Consider the following 17,569-nt stretch of genomic DNA (forward strand, 5'->3'; position numbering starts at 1 on the left):
TCGAGATCAAGGAAACTGTCCTTCGGCTCAGCTTTCGACTCAGCTTTCGACCTGGCTTCCGGCCTGGCCCGGCTGTCGCGACGCAAGGTGGATGCGGCGGTCGTGAATCAGGTTCTCGAGCCGATGGGCCGCAACGTTCACCGCCGTGACAGCGCGCTCGGCCTTGTCGTCCGCGACCGGCTGCTCGCGCTGCGTACGCAGCACCTGATCGATTTCGCGCTCGATCTCTTCGAGATCCGACACACGCCTGGCCATCCGAATTCGCCCTGCCAGTGCATAAAGCGTGTCGAGCGCCTCCTTCCGGCTCGGTGCCTCGCTCGAGCGGAGAAATTTCCACGCCGCCGCGAGCACCGACGCAAGCCCGCCTGCGATCATCGGCGCCAGGAAGATCGCATTGCCCCATTGATCGAGAAAGCTCTCCCTGGTCCCCTCATAGACCGCAGCCGCCCCGGGATGCACGGGAATGTAGGCGCCCGCGTCGGTATCAGGCGTAGCGATCTGGGAGAGCGCCGGCAGTTCGGCGAGCAACTCTCGCCGCGCGTTCATGATCGACTGCGTCAGGTCGCTGATCACGTCATTCCCAAGCTTCTTCTGTGCTACCAAATAAAACGACGTCTGGAGCGTCGTCAGGTCATCGGCAGGAACAGGCGGCGAGCCGCGCAGGGTTCCCTTGGGTACGTCGAAGCTTTCGTAGGCGCGCTCTTTCTCGGCGATCGCTCCGGCGGACTCGATGGCGATCATCACCGGGCCGGCTCGCGTGGTGCGCGCGAAGACATTGCGCAGCAGCGAAAGATATTTTTCAGTCAAAGGCATGACGAGCAGGATCGCCCGTACCTCCTTGGTGTCGAGCGCCCGGCGCGCATCCGCGGGGGCGAGCGGCTTGAACGTCACGCCCGCGCGCGTCAGATCGTATTCGTCGGTCAGCACCTTGATCAGCTTCTGATTGGCTTCGGCGCCGATCACACCGATCGCGACGCGTTTCAACTCCGCCACGTCAGATATCGCAGCGCCGGGCGGCGCGACCAACAGGACGGTGGCGTGGGCCAACACGATCACGGCCTGGGCCTGCGATAGATCGCCGACGTCTCCACGGACGACCGCGAGGTCCACCTTTCCGGACGCGAATGCCTTGGCGGACTCAAGCGGTCCCGGCGTCTGGACCAGGCTGAGCCGGACTGGTGCTTTCGATTGGGCGAACTTTCCTGCGATCGCCGAGACCAGCCTCCCGGCCTCGCCGTCCAGCGACCCAACCGCGATCGTCAGGGTCGTCGGCCGCTCGTACCAGCGATAGGCGAACAGGCTTGCACCCCCCGCCAAAAGCACAAGGCCGGCCACCAGGGCGATGCGCAATGACCTCGGCAACCTGCTGGGATCCACGGCGCATCACTCGATCGGTTCGGCGCCAGCCGACAACGGTCCGGCGGCGCTGAGCCAGCGCGGGGAGCGGATGCCTCTAGATCTTGCAACGATGATAGTTGACCTCCATCCCCTCGATGCCCGGGAATTGGCGCGTAATGGTATCGTCGTCGACGGCCTTAAGGAAGAACTGCACATTCGATACCATGATTCCGGACGCACAACCGACGATGATGTTCATGGTCTGGCCGTCGTCCTTGCGCGATTTGATCTTGCAGTTCTCGAACTTGCTCCGGAGGCGATCGGGCTCGGCGATGAATCCGCCGCCATAGACGCCTGAGAAGTTCGTGAAGGTCAGCTGGTTCGCCCTGCCCTTGTGGGCGAACACTTTGCGGCATTGCTCGGCGCTCGTGGCCCAGGCACCCGTGAGATCGAAAGCCTGCGCGTAACCCGGCAATCCGAAGATCACGCCCGTCGCCACGATTGCGCGAAGCTTACGGACCGGTTTCATCTGCTGTCTCCCTGTTCGCACCCGTCAGTGGCCACTAAGCACCAGCGTCTTGATCGGCAGCAGCAGAGCCTGGATCCGAAGCAGCAAGGCATGAACGAGTGCAGTCGCGTCGACGGCGTGCAGGGCAAAGCCTTTCAACGCCCCGGTTTTCGGATCGGAAATCTCGTCATGGTTGCTGGTGTAGGCATTGACGATGCAAGTGCTGCCCGGCGTCACGCCGTCAAGGCCGCCCTTGTAGAGCGGCTCGAGGAACACGAGGATCGAACCAGGCTGTTGCAGATTCTGCGGGTCGATCAACAGCTCGCTGGCCCGAAACTGGCCGGCGGCGATGAAATCCTGCACGCTGGTGACGACCAGTGGAATGATCACCCAGGGTTTCGACATGCAGGTGGCTTCCGCGACCATGCCGGGCTTCATCACCTGGGCCTCGATCTGCCCGAATCCCGCCTGCAACCTGTTGCGGCCCGCTTCGTCCGGTATCAGGATTCCGGCCGGCCGCATGATCTGGGCGACGAGGTCCCCGGGGCGAACGAGGAATTGCTCGACGCGGCCATCGACGCCGGCACGGACGAAGGTCTTGTCGAGATCCACTTGCGCCTGCGCCCGCGCAGCCTCGGCGCTCGCCTTCTCGGCCGGCAACAGCGTGGAGACGCGCAACGTCGCCGACTCCCTGGCGGCGCTGGCGGCATCGACGCCGGACTGCCGCTGATCAACCAGCACCTGCAGCTTCTCGATGTCACGTTGCGGCACGATGCCGGGATTGCGGCGCTGCAACTCGCTCTTCACCTCCAGCTCGTCCTTGGCCTGCTGCAAGGAGGCCTTCGCCTCCCCGATCTGAGCGTCCGCCTTTACGACGTCGGCCTGCGCCGCGATCAACGACGCATCCACCTCGGCGATCTTTCGCTTGGCGGTCTCGAGCGCGGCCTCCTGCTTCGAACTGTCGAGCCGGAACAGAACGTCCCCCTTCTTCACCGGCGCGGTGAAGCCGACATTGACCTCGACGACACGTCCGGAGCCTTCGGGCAGGATCGGCACGGTCCTGAAGTAGATCGCCGCCGAGGTTGTCGAGGGATGAAAGTAGAAGATCATCGTGATCAGCGAGATCGTGAGCATCAGGCAGCCGGTGATCCCCCATCTCAGTTCATACCAGACAGAGAAGAACGTGATCTCCTTGCCGAACCGCTTGCCTTGCCGATAGCGGCGGTAGAGGTAATCCGGCAGGATCGTCACCAGCGAGCAGATCATCAGCTCAAGCATGGTTGTGCACCTCTTGCTTCGCGGGCGTCCGGACATCGGGACCGCCGCCAGGTCCGGATTCGGCTACCGGTTCGGCAGCGCCCGGCGTGGCGTCGGCTATGCGCTCGACGGAATCTGCGATGCTGCGCATCGGCGTGCCGAAATCCGGCAGGTCGATGAGTGCCAGCAACAGGCCGGCGACCCAGAAGATATGCATGTGGGTGAAAAGCGATATCAAGCCGAGAACGGCGACGATCTCAAACTGAAGTTTCTGGCTCTTGTGCGCCATGCGCTCCGGCAGGCTGTGCAGCTTCCAGTACAGAGTGCCAACCCACAAGACGGTGGCTACGAGGAAAATGCCCATCACCACCATCAGGGTGTCCGACCCGTCGGCGCCGGGAATGAAAAACGGCAGATGATGGGGGGCCGCCGGATGCATCTGTTCGCTCAAGCCAAGTCTCCCGGTCGCAATGACACCGCAGGCGAATCCTGATCGACACTGCTGACGATCCTATCGCGCTTGCTTGATCTGGATCAAGGAAGCCGGTCGGCTCATCCCTACCGTTCCGGGGGCAAGGTGGAAGATCGGGTTAGGAGTCCCCAGCCATGCGAAACAAGATCGATGACCTGATCCCGAAGGCGCACGAGATCCAGAAGCAGGCAGCGCTCAAGGAAGCGGAGAAGGCCGAGGAGCATGCCAAGCGTGCGGCTGCTATCGAAGCCGAGAAGCGCGCGTTGATCGAGCGGCTGAGCAAGCCCTCCGGGCTTACCGAGGACGAGAAGGTCAAGCTGGCGTCGACGGTGATTCAGCGGGCGGTGCGCAATGGTTTGAGCGAGGTCCAGGTCTATCGCTTCCCGAACTCGCTGTGCTCCGACAAGGGGCGAGCCATCAATCAGATGGAGGCCGGCTGGGAGAAGACGCTGACGGGTATCCCTAAGGAAATATACCAGCTCTGGGCTGACTACCTGCAGCCGCGCGGCTACCGCATCCGCTATCAGATCGTTGATTACCCCGGCGGCATGCCCGGCGACATCGGCATTGTCATTGCCTGGGGTGATTAGTTGAAACGATGGACGGATATCCATGGCGAAAGACAAGCCGACCGAGAAGATGAAGCGCAAGGACTATGAGGAAGAGCTGCAGAAGCTGCAGGCCCAGCTCTGCCAGCTCCAGGATTGGGTACAGGCGAACAAGCTCAGGGTCATCATCCTGTTCGAGGGACGCGATGCGGCCGGCAAGGGCGGAACGATCAAGGCCCTGACCGAGAAGGTCAGCCCGCGCGTGTTTCGCGTGGTCGCCCTGCCCGCGCCCTCGGATCGTGAGAAGTCGCAGCTCTTCATCCAGCGCTACATGCAGCAGTTTCCGGCGGCCGGCGAGATCGTGATCTTCGATCGCAGCTGGTACAATCGCGCGGGCGTCGAATATGTGATGGGGTTTTGCACGCCGGCGGAACACAAGCGATTCCTTTCCCTCTGCCCGCAGATGGAGCAATACATCATCGAGGGCGGCATCATCCTGATCAAGCTGTGGCTCGAGGTCGGGATGGAGGAGCAGGAGCGCCGCTTCAGGGCGCGGATCGACGATCCGATGCGGCAATGGAAGCTGAGCCCGATGGACACGGAATCCTATCGCCGCTGGTATGATTACTCCCGCGCGCGCGACCTGATGTTCAAGGCGACGAGCTCGAAGCACGCGCCCTGGAACGTCATCCGTTCCGACGACAAGCGGCGGGCGCGGCTGAATTGCATCTCGTTCCTGCTGAAGACAATTCCTCACGGACGGGTCAAGCGCGACAAGGTCAAGCTCCCCAAGCGCTCCAACAAGGGTCGCTACAACGATCAGGCCGGACTGCGCGGAATGAAGTTCGTCGAGGAACGCTACTGAGAGGACAGGCCGCGCAGGGCGCGCGGCCGGCCTCCCTTGGACCTACTTCAAGCGGATGGAAACCCCGCCCACGGCGGCCGAGACTTCGGCGCCGACCTTCGGGCCGCTGAGCTGCAGGATCACGCCATTGGCGTTCTGAAGCTGCACGCCGCCGGCGCCCGCGGCGATCGCCCCACCGGCGCCTGCCGCGCTGTAGGAGCCTTCGATCGAGGCAGGCCCTCTGAGATTGAGGGCGCGCCCGACCAGCTTGGTGGTCGAGGCGCCGATCGTGAAGCCGACGCTCATGCCCGACACCGTGAACGGATAGTGCTTGCCGCGCAGCGTCAAGACGCCCTCGCCGCCTCCGACACCAACGATGAATCCACCCTTGGTGAAGATGACGGCGACCGAGCCGGTTTCAGCCAGCGACGGCGTGCTGAAGCCGGCCAATCCAATGGCCAGCATTGCGAGAGCTCCGATCAAACTCACTTTCCTCATCATGTCCCTCCAGGAACCGGTTGCGTTACGCCTCGTTGCGCAAGACTCATCGCCGCAAGAATGCGAAGACGCCTTGCGGAATCTCCTTCGTCTATGATGCAGCCTTGAACTTCGGCGCGGCCGCTCGCGGCTTGCCCATCCTGCCCAATGCCTCGGTCGTCACCAGCTTCAAGCCCTCGGCCGCGTCGTAGCCATGGATCTCCTTCACATCCAGCTTGCGCATGAAATCGATGGTCTCCTGCGTGATAACCTGGCCAGGGACCATGATCGGGAAGCCCGGCGGATAGGGAATCACGAAGTTGGCGGAGACGAGAGCGGGCCCGTTCTTCAGACGCCTTTCGATCTCGGGATCGTGCAGGCGAATATATTCGCATCCTGCCGCGTCATAGGCCGAATAGAATCCGCCGCGGATGTCGCCCTCATTCGTCTTCGCGCCGGCATCGCCGCGATAGGCGTCGTGGAAATGCGAGAAGTTCGGCAAGTCGGGGACATCCTTCATCAGGCTGTTGACCCGCATGTCGAAGTCGACCCTGGCGTTCGCGCCGCCCTTGGTCAGGCCGCGATCGATTTCACCGGAGATTTCGGCCAGCACCCGGACGAGATGCGCGACGTCGCTCCGCGTATTGTTGATGTTGGACTGGATCAGGACCGAGTTGCGCGAGGTCTTGTTGACCTGGATGTTGTAGCGGCTGGCGAGCAGCCCCTTGAACGACGTTCCGTCGTACCCGGCGGTGCCGCAGACCAGCGTCATGCGGGTCGGATCGAGGCAGAACTCGTCGTCGTTCAGGCTCTTCAGGGCGCTAGCCCAGTTGGTCCCGGCCGCCAGATAGTCGGTGAATCCGCTCTCGCGGTATTGCTTCGGCACCATGGCATCCGCGCCAAGAACGCGGAAATATCTCGAAATCAACGGATTGGTGTTGACCGCGTTGCGGATGGCGAACGCGATCTCCATGGCATTGGCCACCAGTCCATAGCCCTCGAGCTCCATCTGCCGGCGCGAGACGTCGAGGCTCGCGATCAGCTGCTGGTTCGGGCTGGTCGAGGCGTGCGTGAATACGGCCTCCTTGAACTGCGCTTCGACGGTGTGGAATTCGATGTCCTTGACCGCCAGCATCGAGCCCTGGCGGATCGCCGACATCGACTTGTGCGTCGAGTTGGTCTGGTAGACGCGCAGCCGGATCTGGCGCGGATCGGGGATCAGCCTGGTCTTGAGCAGAACCTCGTCGGACGGATTCTTGCCGAGCTCGGCCTGCTGTTTCTCATAGGCGGCGACCGATTTGGGATCACGCATCCAGGCTTCGATCTCGTTCGCCGCGCCCATCGCGGTTCGCCGCCGCAGGAACGGTGAAAACCGCGCGAAGCCGAACCATGCCTCGTCCCAGAGGAAGATCAGGTCAGGCTTGATCGCGAGGCATTCCTCCATCACCCGCCGCGTGTTGTAGATGTGGCCGTCGAAGGTGCAATTGGTCAGGTCGATCATCTTGACCCGATCGAGCCGGCCATCCGCCTTCGCGTTCAGAAGTGCCTGCTTGATCGTCTGCAACGGCACCGCGCCATACATCGAGTATTCCGTCATCGGGAATGCCTCGACGTAGAGCGGCTGCGCGCCGGCCAGCACCATGCCGTAGTGGTGCGACTTGTGGCAATTGCGGTCGACGATTGCGATGTCGCCGGGACCCAGCAGCGCCTGCACCGCCATCTTGTTGGATGTCGAGGTGCCGTTGGTCACGAAGTAGACGCGGTCGGCGCCGAGCGCGCGCGCGGCCTTCTCCTGTGCCTTCTTGATGTTGCCGGTCGGCTCCAGCATGCTGTCGAGGCCGCCGGTGGTCGCGCTGCTCTCGGCAAGGAACAGGTTTAGCCCGTAGAATTCGCCCATGTCGCGGATCCAGTCCGACTTGAACACGGACTTGCCGCGCGCGATCGGCAGCGCGTGGAAGGTGCCGATCGGCCGCTGCGCATATTTCTTCAAATTGTCGAAGAACGGCGTGTCGAAGCGATCCTGCACGCCCTCCAGCATTGAAAGGTGCAATTCGAGGATATCCTCGACCGAGTAGAACACGCGGCGCACCACATCGGCCTCGGGATTGCCGGCCAACTCCTCGACGTCGCGGTTGGACATCAGGTAGAGGTCAAGCTCGGGACGCACCCGCTTCAGGATATGGGCCAACCGGAGCGCGGACGCATCGGACTCCTCGCTGAGCCCCATGGCGCCGGTCATGGCACGAAGCACCGGCGCATCGTGGCGCGAGCGCAGCCCGAAGCCTTCATTGATCACCACCGCCGCAATATTGGGGTTCAGCATGGCCGCACAGAAGGCGTCCTCGAGGTTGCCCACGACCACGGGCTCATAGATGAAGGCGTCGACCGGACGCCGCAGCTTGCGCCACTCCGCCAGGAGTCCCGGCCAGTTGCTGGCTGGCACTCCGGTCACGATCAGCGTCTCGAAATACGGCCGTCTCGCCGCCGATTGCCCCAGAGTTGGCGGAAGCAGATCGGGAACGTCGCCATTGCCCTCGTCCTGCGTGCTCCAGTCACCTGCATGCTGGCGGAAGGATTTTGTCTGAAGCGCCTGCGCAATCCGCGTCGCAAGCATATGCGAGGTGGCGGCGTCGCCCGCCGCCGCAGCTTCCTTCAGCGCCGCCATCAAACGAAGGCCCGGATAGCCGTGAAACTCCTCCGTCACCGCAAGCGCCGACAGCGCCGCGTCATACGCCGCACGGTTGCCGCCCCTGCTCCACACCTTCGCGGCCTCGACCAGATCGCGCCAATTGTCGGCTCGTCCGCCGGGCCCAGAGAAGAACTGATCGATGCGCTGCTGTGCGGGCTTCGCGTCGTTGGCCATGAGTGTCTCCCGATCTCGTGATCTCAGCGCTGGTTCTGTCCAATCGTACAAACCGGGCCCGTTGCGCCCTTTGATCCAAGTCAAGCTGCAAGCTGGATTGAGACAGCTCCCCAAGCGCGCATGGTCGCGACGTCTTGCGACGCAACAAGGCTGGAATGTCGCGGCAGTCCGTGCGGCCGCGCACGCTAGATTCCTGCCTGCGGCTTCCTGTTGCTCAATACGCTGTCGAGCGTACGCATCCAGTCGCCGCTATCGGTCTTGTCGGCAAGACCATCCGCCCGAAGCAGATCCCGCAACTGCGCGTGCGCGCCGACGATGCAGAATGTGATCTGGCGCGATGCGAGCTCCTGGTGAAGGTCGTGCAGCATGCGCGACCCCGCAAGGTCGATGAACGGCGAGGCCGACAGGTCACAGGCCACCAGCTTGACGTCGGGCGACATCCGAAGCGCCGCCAGCACCGTTTCGAAGATCGTCTCGGCATTGACATAAAGCAGCGAGGTTTCCGGGCGGAACGCGATGATCCCGGTCAAGGGCTCGACATCATCGTGTCGCGCCCGGTCGGAATAGCGCCCGCTGCCGGCTTGACGGCCCAGAAACGCGATATTGGGTTGCGACGCCCGCAACAGCAGCAGGAAGATCGAAGCGACGGCCGCCAGCAGCACGCCCTGCAATATCCCGAGGAACAGGACGGACACCAGCGCGATGATAGCGGCATAGAAATCGATCCGGCTGATCCGCCACATTCTGGCGAGCGCCGCAATATCGACCAGTTTGTAGACGGCTGAGAAAACGATCGCGGCGAGCACGGTCTTCGGCAGATTGGTCAGGAGGCCCGTGAAGAACAGCAGGCAGAGCGCGAGGGTTGCCGAACAGAACACCAGCGCCAGCGGCGTGCGTGCGCCGGCAGCGTCATTCACGGCCGACTGCGACAACCCGCCGGCAACGGGATAGCCATGCCCGAAGGCCGCGGCGAGATTGGCCGCGCCGAGTCCCAGAAACTCCTGTCTGACATCCAGCGGGTAGCCATGCTTTGCCGCAAAGCTGCGCGCGGCAGACACCCCTTCCACATAGGCCAGCACCAGGCATCCGGCAGCGATCGGAAAGAGATCGTCAAATTCGAGCAGACCAAATGTCGGTAACGACATCGTCGGCAACCCGGTCGGGATCGGCCCGGTCACCGGCAGTCCCAATTCTGCGAGCCCGAATGCAGTGGCCGCGAGGATGGACAGCGCGACCACTGCCAGCCCAATGGGTTTTCCGGGCAGTCTCTTCTCACCGAGCAGGAGCAGCACGATCGCAGCCACACCGAAGCCGAGTACCAGCGGCCTGGTATCGCCGAGTTGGCCGGCAAGCTTGGTCACGCGGTCGAAGAAGTTGTGGCCGCCTCCAGCTACGCCGAACAGGCTCGGCAGCTGGCTCATGATGATGGTGAGCCCCGCTCCGGCCTTGAAGCCCACCAGAATACTGTCGCTGATCAGCCGCACCAGCAGGCTGAGCTTGAACAGCCAGGCAATCAGGCAGAGCACTGCGACGCTGAAGGCCACGAGACTGGCAATCTGCCCGTAACGCGCGGCGTCGCCGCCGGCCAATATGCCGACAGCGCCGGCGATCATCAGCGAGATCGCCGACGTGGGTCCGACCGCGAGCTGCCGGGACGAGCCCAGCAGCGCGTAGCCCACGCCGCCGAGCAGATAGCCATAGACGCCGATCTGCGGTGGCAGACCCGCAAGCCCAGCATAGGCCAGCGACACCGGAATAGCGTAGGCCGCCAGCGTGACCCCGGCGATTGCGTCCGCCCCGAGCCAGGATGCGCGGTAGTCGGCGAGCCAGTTCGCCGGCGGAAACCAGCGCATCCAACTCGTCTCTGCCTGGATCGACATCAAGCCCGCCGTATGACGCACAATGGTCGCATGTGGTTGCGCCGGCGGGCCCGATGCGCGTTGATTCAGATCAAGCCTTGCAGTCCTCAATGTGCTTCTGATCTTGCGCGGCTCGATCGCCGTGACCTGCACATTTGCCAGATGACTGCCGGAGCGCATGGCATGCGTCAGCACCGCTTACGGACCCTCGCAACCGCAGCGCTGCTGTTGCTTGGCCTGATCGCTCCGGCGCGCGCGGAGGACCAAGCCACATCCCAGCGCATCCAGGAAGAGATCTGGGCGTTGCCAACCCCGCTGCCAATGTTCGCTTATCTGGTCCGTCCGCTCGGCGATGGCCCTTTCCCGCTGGTCATCATGAACCACGGCGTGTCATTGAACGCCAGGGATCGCAGCTTCTTCCCGCTGGTCGAATTTCGCGATGCCGCAATGTGGTTCGCACGGCGCGGCTATCTCGTGGTGGCACCGGTCGGGACCGGCTATGGCGCGGCGGCCATCGATATTCCCGAACGCGGTCTTTATGGCCCGTTCTTCTCCAAGATCGGCAAATGCACCAATCCGAATTTCCTCGATGCGGGCCTCGCCGTCGCGCAGGTCGATCTCTGGATCATCGATTACATGGCCGCCGAAAAGCGCACCTTGCCGAAGGATGTCATCGTCGTCGGACAGTCGGCCGGCGGCTGGGCTGCGATCGCGCTGTCGAGCCTCAACCCGCCGCAGATCAAGGCCATCATCACCTTCGCCGCAGGCCGCGGCGGCCGCGTCGATGGCAAACCCAACAACAATTGCGGCCCCGACAGACTGGTCGAGGCCACCGGCATGTTCGGCCATACGTCGCGGGTGCCGATGCTTTGGTTCTATATCGAGAACGACACATTCTTCGGCCCGGCCCTGTCGAAGCGAATGCACGAGGCCTTCACGCGCGCCGGCGGTCGTGCCGAGTACCATCTTTTGCCGCCGTTCGGCGACGAAGGGCATTTCCTGATCGGCTCTCCCGATTCCATTCCCATATGGTCGCCTTTGGTCGAACGATTTCTAGACAAGGTTCGCTAGGCGGCCGTTCGCGCTGGAGGAGCATCCATGGTCCGATATTGTGCCTTGGCGAAGTTGGCGCTGTTTGCGGCCGGCATCAGTGCTGCCCACGCTCAACAGACGTCCTCACCGCCTGCTACGGTGAAGGACGGCGGCGAAGTAGCCCCGCGGGGGGCACGTCAGCCGGTGCGAGACATCAAGTATGGCGAGTGGCGAAAGGTCTGCTTCAACGCCGCCGGCGCCAAGACGTTGTGCCGAACGACGATCACCGGCACCTTCCCCACCGGGCAGACGGCCGTTCGCCTCGATCTGATCGAGCGAGAGGACGGCAGCAGCCGCGTCCAGCTCTTCCTGCCGGTCGGGATGTATCTGCAAGCCGGCGTCAAGCTATCGGTCGACCAGAAGGCGGTTCATCGGTTGCCCTACACCTGGTGCGCGACCAACATGTGCATCGCGGCCGATGTCGCCGATCCCAAGCTTCTCGAGGACATGGATGGCGGAAAGACGCTCTCGATCGAGGTCGTCGACACCAGCATTTTGACGATGACGACATCGGTGCCGCTCGACCGCTTTGCAAGCGTGCGCAAGGGCGCGCCTGCGCTGACGCTCGATCAAGTCATCGATGAATGATTGAGACCGGCTGCCGCTAGACCACGCCGGCCAACAGCCGTTCAATCGGCTGGATCAGCGAGTTGGCGGTGAATGGCTTGGTCAGATAGGCAACGCATCCCGATGCCGTTGCCGCCATGCGCGTCGCCGGATTGTCATTTCCGGTGATGTAGATGACGGGGATTTCGATGCCCTGATCCGCCAGGCGGTACCGCAGTTCGATCCCGGACCCATCGCTGAGATTGATGTCCAATATCAGACAGACTGCGCTGTCAAAGCTGCCATGTCTCAGTAACGCACCGCCGGTCTCGAATAGCCTGGATGCAAATCCGCACGCCCGCAGCAGACGTCCGATTCCACGAAGCATGGAAGGATTATCATCCACAACGAAAACGAGTTTCGCGGTCGGCAAATCCTGAAGCCTCACCCTATCGCTGAATGACCTTCGCCCACGCATGGATAATGGACACGTCAAGCGGCTACCGGCGCGCAATATTCCCGCGGCCAATATCGGAGATACGCCGCGTCACAGAGCTTTCATATTGTACCATGGGACAGGAGGGGCAGAGCTGCCCGGCCGATCAAGCCTTGACCTCGCCACCGGACGCGCGCGTGCCGAGCTGCTCGGCGATCGAAACCAGCTCGGCAAGCGACTGCACCTGCATCTTCTCCATGACCTGGTGACGATGCGCCTTGATCGTGCGTTCGGTCGTGCCAAGCTCGTGGGCAATCTGCTTGTTGATCCGGCCGCACACAATCAGATCGAACACCTGCCGCTCGCGCGGGGTCAACTTCGCCAGCAGCGCGCGCAGCGAATCGAGCCTGGTTCGCCGGCCGCGGGCCAGTTCGTGCCGCGCAAGGGCGCGATTGATCGCCTCGATCAGCTGTTCCGACGCGATCGGCTTGGTCAAAAAATCTTCGGCACCTGCCTTGATCGCCTGGACGGTCGTCGCCGTGTCGGCATGTCCGGTCAGGAATACGATCGGGAGCGTCGACCCCAGCTCGTTGAGGCGACGCTGCAGCTCCGGACCACTCATTCCGGGAATGCGGACGTCCAGCAGGATACAGCCGGCCCCTTCGTCGTCAGGCAATTGGTCGAGCAATTCCCGGGCCGATGCGTAGGTGACGACGCGATAGCCTGCGAGCTTGAGCCGACGCTCCAGCGCTGCGCGAAACGAGGCGTCGTCGTCGACTATGTGCACGTAAGCGTGCATTGCTGCTCCATCGCCGGGTGATCGCCGTTACCTGTAGAATGTCCTTCAGCGGCGATCTGAAAATGCTGCGTTCGTCGTAAATCGAACCTTGCACTCCGGCAAACAAGACCCAAACGCGCTACGCGGCCAGCGGCAGCGAAAGGTGGAATACCGCCCCTCCTCCGGACTGATTCTCGGCCCAGAGCTGGCCGCTATGCGCCAGAACGATCGTCCGTGCGATGGACAGGCCGATGCCCATGCCCTGCTCCTTTGTGGTGAAGAACGGATCGAAGATATCGTTCAGCCTGTCCTGCGGAATTCCCGGCCCGGAATCGCTGATGGAAATCACCGCCGACGCGTCCCCATTGACCTCCGTACGACCGATGATGGTGCGCCCGTAGGGCATTTTGGCCATCGCGTCCATGCTATTGACCACGAGGTTGAGAATGACCTGCTGCAACTGCACCGGATCGCCCTTCACCCGCAGGGTCTGCGGCGAGGTCTGCAGGTAGATCGCGACGTTGCGCGCCGAGGCCTGCAGCTTGAGGAAATCGAATGCTTCCCGCATGGTCTGGTTGAGGTCGATCTCCTTCTTCTCAAATGGCGCACGCTTGAGCAGGCTGCGCATCCTGCGGATCACCTCGCTTGCGCGCAGATCATCACGCTTGATGTCGGAAATGATTTCCCGCACCTCCTGAAGGTCGGGCGTCGGCGAAGCGAGGATCAGCTCCGCGCTCTCGGCATTGGTCAGGATCGAGCCCAGCGGCTGGTTGAGCTCATGGGCGATCGAGGACGAGAGTTCTCCGGCAGTCGCCTGCCGATTGATATGGGCGAGCTCGGACAGGCGACTGCGGGCTTCGACCTCGGCACTGCGCCGCATGTGACGCTCGTGGAGCAGGAACGCAATCAGCGCGGTTTGAACCAGCAGCGCCACTGCCAGCGCAACGGCCCGCCAACGATATTTTTCCAGGAAGGATGGCTCACGGAAGCGAATTTCGCTACCTTTTGGCAGACTGGCTTCGCTGACGTCCCAATGCTGCATCTGCCGCCAGTTGAAGATCGGCTTCACCGCATCGATGACCGACGGTGGCAGGCCTTCGGGCGCCTCGCCATCCAGAATGCGCAGCGCCCTTCCCGCAGCCTCGGCACCGATCAGCGACGGAACTATGACGAATCCGCCGATGCCGCCCGCCCCGAGGAAGGTCTCCGCGGCGACGACAATCGGACGATTGGCTCTTGCCGCGACAAATGTGAGGGCATCCGACGGCGGATAATAGTTGCCTTTGCCGTCGCTATAGAGGCCCGTGTAGATGATCGCGCTATGATCGGGGAGCGCCGCGACCCGCTCAACGATCTCGGGCATCGGACGTCCGATGATCTCGATGATGTCGAGGCCCGGAATGCCGGCCGCTGCCTGGTCTTTCCAATTGCGAAACAGAACTTGCCGGTCCCAGTCCGCGCCAACCAGCACGACGGTCTTGAGGCCCGGCAACACGGCGCGGGCAGCCGTGACGGCATCCTTGAGTTTCAAGTTCACGATGCCGCCGGTAACATGGGCCGGCGGCTGCAATCGCTTGAAATCAGCCTCTTCGACCAGCGAAAACACGATCGGCGTGTCGGGCCAGAGCTGAGGGCGCCAGCGGAGCGCAAGCTCAAGCGCAGCCGCGCCAATGGTGACCACCACGCCGATCGGCCGATCGCGATATTTCGCCTCGAGGAATCGCCGGAAATCCTCCTGATAGGCCTCGCCCCCGAAGCGATTGAGATCGAGGCTTTCGGTGTAGACGGTGGTCGGCGCGTGCCCGTGAGCGCTCACCCCATCCCTTAGGCCAACGAACACCTGGTAGTAGAAGGGGCCACGTCGATCGGATTGGTCCAGCACCAGCATGGAATGCGGGCGCATCTGTTGCGCCTGGAGGCCGACCGGCGCCAATAACGCAGCCAGGAAGATGACCAGGCCAGAGAGCCGAATTGCCTTGCCCATAGCGTTCGGAGCCGGAGACCAACGAGTTAGAAAGCTAGCACCCGGTTATCATCGTGAAAATTGAAAAGTGATCTAAGACGGTGCGCATCAATTTACGAACAAATTGTCGCATTTCGCGCACCCTGTCCTTTAGGACAATGACCTCAAGACCAATAGAGACCGGCCGGACTCCGTCGTAGTCATTGCGCGCGGGACAAGCATTTCGAGCCGCCGCGGACGCTGCACCAGTCGTTACCCGAGAGAGTTAGTCCATGTTCGCTCGCGTCAATGTCAGACCGGCCAATGTGCCGAGCATCCTCGGTGGGTTGACCGTCCGGCACGCCAACTGCATCACCAGCGAATTCCACTACAGGAAAGGCACCGAGATCTACGGGGAGAAGGAGCCGGCAGAGTACGTCTACCAGGTGGTTTCGGGGGCGGTCCGCAGCTACAAGCTGCTTTCCGACGGACGCCGCCAGATCGGTGCCTTTCACCTCGTCGGGGATATTTTCGGCCTCGAGAATGCCGAAACCCATCGCTTTACCGCGGAAGCCATCGTCGACACGAACGTGCACCTGATCAGGCGGATCAGCCTCGAACGCGTGGCCGACTCCGATTTCGCCCTGGCTCGCAACCTGCTGGTCATGACGACCAGCAACCTGCGGCATGCCGAGGAGCACATGCTGCTACTCGGCCGCAAGACCGCATTGGAGCGGGTTGCGGCTTTTCTGCTCGAAATGGATCGCCGGCTGACCGGAGTCGGCGTCGTCGCCTTGCCGATGTGCCGGCGTGATATTGCCGACTATCTCGGATTGACGCTCGAAACCGTGTCACGTGCGCTATCCAAGCTGCACGCGTACGGCGCGCTCAACTTCCTTGGCTCGAACCAGCGCGAGATCATGCTGGTCGACCGCGACCAGCTGTCCAGGCTGGACAACTAGCCGACGTCAGGGGGATTTCGTCAGCGCCGTCTGGCGCTCGATGGTCTTTTGCAACACCTCGAACAACACCGCGGTCGACCACCCGAACATGAGAATGCCGTTCATGGCCGCCATCGGTCCGATCAATAGCCATTGCTTGACCGGGATGACGTCGCCATAGCCGAGCGTGGTGTAGTTCACAAAGGCGAAATACAGCAGATTGCTGCCGGCGGGCGCGGCGCCGAGCACCCAATAGGCCAGGCTCCACACCACGATCTCAAGCGTGTGAGCCAGCATCAGCGCAAGCGCGGTTGCGACCATCACGCCGCTGAGCTGTAGCCCCGCCCGGCCGGCCGCGCTCAAGGCAACGTTGCGAAGCAACCCGATGGCCGCGACCGTCCATAGCGAATGGATCGCGATGTTGATCGCGCTCACCGCCGATCCCACGAGGAGCTGAAACAGCATTATCGCTCTCCCGCCAGCCGGGCGCGGTCGTCCCGGATCCATGCCGTGAGCAATTCCCAGGCGACCGCGAGAATGATTGGACCGATGAACAGGCCCACGATCCCGTGGGCAAGCGTGCCGCCGATCACGCCGACAAAGATGACGAGCGCCGGCGTGGTCAGGCCCCGCCCCATCACCAGCGGCTTCAGCACATTGTCGAGGACGCCGACGACCAGGAAGAAGAACGTGAGGGCGAGCGCGGTCGTGAAATCCTTGGCCGACCATAGCCAGATGATGACCGGAAACAGCACGATTGCCGCCCCGATCTGCACGATCGCCAGCAGCATCACGACAAACGCCAGCAGCCCCGCGCTCGGGATCCCCGCCAGCTTGAAGCCAATGCCGGCCAGCAGCGATTGCAGGACGGCGACGCCAATGACGCCGCGGGAAACCGCCCGGATGGTCGCACCTGCAAGGTCGAGGAAGTGCTCGCTCTGCTCCGGCACGATGCGGGACAGAAAGCTCCGGCACGCCGCCGCAAGCTGCAAGCCATAGGGAAACAGAAACCCTGCCACGACGACCGCCAGCAGAAACTTCAGCATCCCGATCCCGGCATCGCTGGCAAATGCAAACAGGGTCCCGGCCAACGGCTTCAGTTGCGGCACGACCTCGCGCAGCACTGCACGCAGATTGGTCGACGCCCGATCCCAGATCTCATGGAGTGGGCCGCCGATCAGCGGCCAATCCTTGATCTCGGGCGGCGGCGACGGCACGACCACGTGGCCAGCGCCGAGTTGTTCGGCGAGTTCCCTCACCCCCTCTACCGCTCCGATTCCGAGCCAGGTCGCCGGCCCGATGACGACTCCCAGAGAGATCAAGGTCAGCACGAGCGCCGCGACGCCGGTATGGCCGCCGAGCATTGCTGCGAGCCAGGTGAAGACGGGGTAGAGCGCGACCGCGAGCACCACGCTCCAGGCCAGGATCGGCACGAACGGGCTGACCAGAACGAACGACCAGTAGATCAACAGTGCCAGCAATCCGAGGCGAATTGCGAGCTGGACGAACTCGTCTCCGGTCACGAGCTGGCGAAGGGTTTTCAAGAGCGTGCTTTCGATCGAGCATCAGCAGCTACGCGGGAAGCGATGCCATCGCCTTGCTGCGCACGGCTTGATTCAGATCAAGCGTGACGCGTCCGGACTTTCACCGAGGAAGCGGCCCGGTTCG

17 protein-coding genes are annotated in these 17,569 nt (G+C 62.8%); 5 read left to right on the top strand and 12 right to left on the bottom strand.

The window, feature by feature from the left end; translation table 11 throughout:
* Positions 1-39 precede the first annotated feature (39 nt).
* The 4 genes from J2R76_RS11835 to J2R76_RS11850 form a co-directional block, all read right to left on the bottom strand.
* The gene (locus J2R76_RS11835) at positions 40-1,350 is read right to left on the bottom strand and encodes a TAXI family TRAP transporter solute-binding subunit (RefSeq protein ID WP_210262741.1); all 1,311 of its coding nucleotides are present in this window, start codon (positions 1,348-1,350) and stop codon (positions 40-42) included.
* A 103-nt stretch (positions 1,351-1,453) separates the two neighbouring features.
* On the bottom strand, positions 1,454-1,867 hold the full coding sequence (locus J2R76_RS11840) for a hypothetical protein (RefSeq protein WP_253623986.1): 414 nt from the start codon (positions 1,865-1,867) through the stop codon (positions 1,454-1,456).
* A gap of 24 nt (positions 1,868-1,891) precedes the next feature.
* Positions 1,892-3,124 (bottom strand): HlyD family secretion protein, encoded by a 1,233-nt coding sequence (locus J2R76_RS11845; RefSeq protein ID WP_253623987.1) that lies wholly within the window; start codon positions 3,122-3,124, stop codon positions 1,892-1,894.
* Positions 3,117-3,554 (bottom strand): hypothetical protein, encoded by a 438-nt coding sequence (locus J2R76_RS11850; protein WP_194295332.1) that lies wholly within the window; start codon positions 3,552-3,554, stop codon positions 3,117-3,119. Before J2R76_RS11850 ends, J2R76_RS11845 begins: the two co-directional genes overlap by 8 nt.
* A 155-nt stretch (positions 3,555-3,709) precedes the next feature.
* Between J2R76_RS11850 and J2R76_RS11855 the strand changes: the two genes are divergently transcribed.
* On the top strand, positions 3,710-4,165 hold the full coding sequence (locus tag J2R76_RS11855) for a hypothetical protein (protein ID WP_057017151.1): 456 nt from the start codon (positions 3,710-3,712) through the stop codon (positions 4,163-4,165).
* Positions 4,166-4,187: 22 nt separating this feature from the next.
* Entirely contained in the window at positions 4,188-4,988 is an 801-nt protein-coding gene (gene ppk2, locus J2R76_RS11860) for a polyphosphate kinase 2 (RefSeq protein ID WP_057017150.1), read from the top strand.
* 42 nt (positions 4,989-5,030) lie between these two features.
* On the opposite strand, the gene J2R76_RS11865 is transcribed toward ppk2, so the two are convergent.
* From J2R76_RS11865 to J2R76_RS11875, 3 genes are all read right to left on the bottom strand, one after another.
* Entirely contained in the window at positions 5,031-5,465 is a 435-nt protein-coding gene (locus J2R76_RS11865) for a hypothetical protein (RefSeq protein ID WP_057017289.1), read from the bottom strand.
* A gap of 91 nt (positions 5,466-5,556) precedes the next feature.
* Complete coding sequence (locus J2R76_RS11870) at positions 5,557-8,307, bottom strand: decarboxylase (RefSeq protein WP_253623988.1); 2,751 nt, start codon at positions 8,305-8,307, stop codon at positions 5,557-5,559.
* 185 nt (positions 8,308-8,492) lie between these two features.
* Entirely contained in the window at positions 8,493-10,187 is a 1,695-nt protein-coding gene (locus J2R76_RS11875) for a SulP family inorganic anion transporter (RefSeq protein ID WP_168856814.1), read from the bottom strand.
* A 162-nt stretch (positions 10,188-10,349) separates the two neighbouring features.
* Here J2R76_RS11875 and J2R76_RS11880 point away from each other — a divergent pair, with 162 nt between their 5' ends.
* Positions 10,350-11,237 (top strand): S9 family peptidase, encoded by an 888-nt coding sequence (locus J2R76_RS11880; protein ID WP_168856815.1) that lies wholly within the window; start codon positions 10,350-10,352, stop codon positions 11,235-11,237.
* Between the two features lie 165 nt (positions 11,238-11,402).
* Positions 11,403-11,846, top strand: a complete 444-nt coding sequence (locus tag J2R76_RS11885; RefSeq protein WP_309143534.1) for an invasion associated locus B family protein — start codon at positions 11,403-11,405, stop codon at positions 11,844-11,846.
* Positions 11,847-11,862: 16 nt separating this feature from the next.
* On the opposite strand, the gene J2R76_RS11890 is transcribed toward J2R76_RS11885, so the two are convergent.
* The 3 genes from J2R76_RS11890 to J2R76_RS11900 all read right to left on the bottom strand — a co-directional run bounded on the left by J2R76_RS11890 (position 11,863) and on the right by J2R76_RS11900 (position 14,951).
* Positions 11,863-12,282, bottom strand: a complete 420-nt coding sequence (locus J2R76_RS11890; protein WP_309143535.1) for a response regulator — start codon at positions 12,280-12,282, stop codon at positions 11,863-11,865.
* A gap of 124 nt (positions 12,283-12,406) precedes the next feature.
* Entirely contained in the window at positions 12,407-13,039 is a 633-nt protein-coding gene (locus J2R76_RS11895) for a response regulator transcription factor (protein WP_168856818.1), read from the bottom strand.
* A 118-nt stretch (positions 13,040-13,157) separates the two neighbouring features.
* On the bottom strand, positions 13,158-14,951 hold the full coding sequence (locus J2R76_RS11900) for an ABC transporter substrate binding protein (RefSeq protein WP_253623989.1): 1,794 nt from the start codon (positions 14,949-14,951) through the stop codon (positions 13,158-13,160).
* A 302-nt stretch (positions 14,952-15,253) separates the two neighbouring features.
* Between J2R76_RS11900 and J2R76_RS11905 the strand changes: the two genes are divergently transcribed.
* Positions 15,254-15,922 (top strand): helix-turn-helix domain-containing protein, encoded by a 669-nt coding sequence (locus J2R76_RS11905; RefSeq protein ID WP_057017143.1) that lies wholly within the window; start codon positions 15,254-15,256, stop codon positions 15,920-15,922.
* A 6-nt stretch (positions 15,923-15,928) separates the two neighbouring features.
* Here the strand turns inward: J2R76_RS11905 and J2R76_RS11910 are convergent, their stop codons facing one another.
* Together J2R76_RS11910 and J2R76_RS11915 are read right to left on the bottom strand one after the other, a co-directional pair.
* Complete coding sequence (locus J2R76_RS11910; RefSeq protein WP_038385267.1) at positions 15,929-16,366, bottom strand: potassium channel family protein; 438 nt, start codon at positions 16,364-16,366, stop codon at positions 15,929-15,931.
* The gene (locus J2R76_RS11915) at positions 16,366-17,445 is read right to left on the bottom strand and encodes an AI-2E family transporter (RefSeq protein ID WP_076826310.1); all 1,080 of its coding nucleotides are present in this window, start codon (positions 17,443-17,445) and stop codon (positions 16,366-16,368) included. Before J2R76_RS11915 ends, J2R76_RS11910 begins: the two co-directional genes overlap by 1 nt.
* Positions 17,446-17,569: the final 124 nt, after the last annotated feature.

The sequence above is a fragment of the Bradyrhizobium sp. USDA 4532 genome (assembly GCF_024171315.1).
GTDB lineage: Bacteria > Pseudomonadota > Alphaproteobacteria > Rhizobiales > Xanthobacteraceae > Bradyrhizobium > Bradyrhizobium australafricanum.

Coding starts and splice junctions, on each gene's coding strand:
- J2R76_RS11840 (WP_253623986.1), bottom strand. CDS start 1,867: ATGAAACCGGTCCGTAAGCTTCGCGCAATCGTGGCGACGGGCGTGATC.
- J2R76_RS11845 (WP_253623987.1), bottom strand. CDS start 3,124: ATGCTTGAGCTGATGATCTGCTCGCTGGTGACGATCCTGCCGGATTAC.
- J2R76_RS11855 (WP_057017151.1), top strand. CDS start 3,710: ATGCGAAACAAGATCGATGACCTGATCCCGAAGGCGCACGAGATCCAG.
- ppk2 (WP_057017150.1), top strand. CDS start 4,188: ATGGCGAAAGACAAGCCGACCGAGAAGATGAAGCGCAAGGACTATGAG.
- J2R76_RS11865 (WP_057017289.1), bottom strand. CDS start 5,465: ATGAGGAAAGTGAGTTTGATCGGAGCTCTCGCAATGCTGGCCATTGGA.
- J2R76_RS11870 (WP_253623988.1), bottom strand. CDS start 8,307: ATGGCCAACGACGCGAAGCCCGCACAGCAGCGCATCGATCAGTTCTTC.
- J2R76_RS11875 (WP_168856814.1), bottom strand. CDS start 10,187: ATGTCGATCCAGGCAGAGACGAGTTGGATGCGCTGGTTTCCGCCGGCG.
- J2R76_RS11880 (WP_168856815.1), top strand. CDS start 10,350: ATGCGTCAGCACCGCTTACGGACCCTCGCAACCGCAGCGCTGCTGTTG.
- J2R76_RS11890 (WP_309143535.1), bottom strand. CDS start 12,282: ATGCGTGGGCGAAGGTCATTCAGCGATAGGGTGAGGCTTCAGGATTTG.
- J2R76_RS11895 (WP_168856818.1), bottom strand. CDS start 13,039: ATGCACGCTTACGTGCACATAGTCGACGACGACGCCTCGTTTCGCGCA.
- J2R76_RS11905 (WP_057017143.1), top strand. CDS start 15,254: ATGTTCGCTCGCGTCAATGTCAGACCGGCCAATGTGCCGAGCATCCTC.
- J2R76_RS11910 (WP_038385267.1), bottom strand. CDS start 16,366: ATGCTGTTTCAGCTCCTCGTGGGATCGGCGGTGAGCGCGATCAACATC.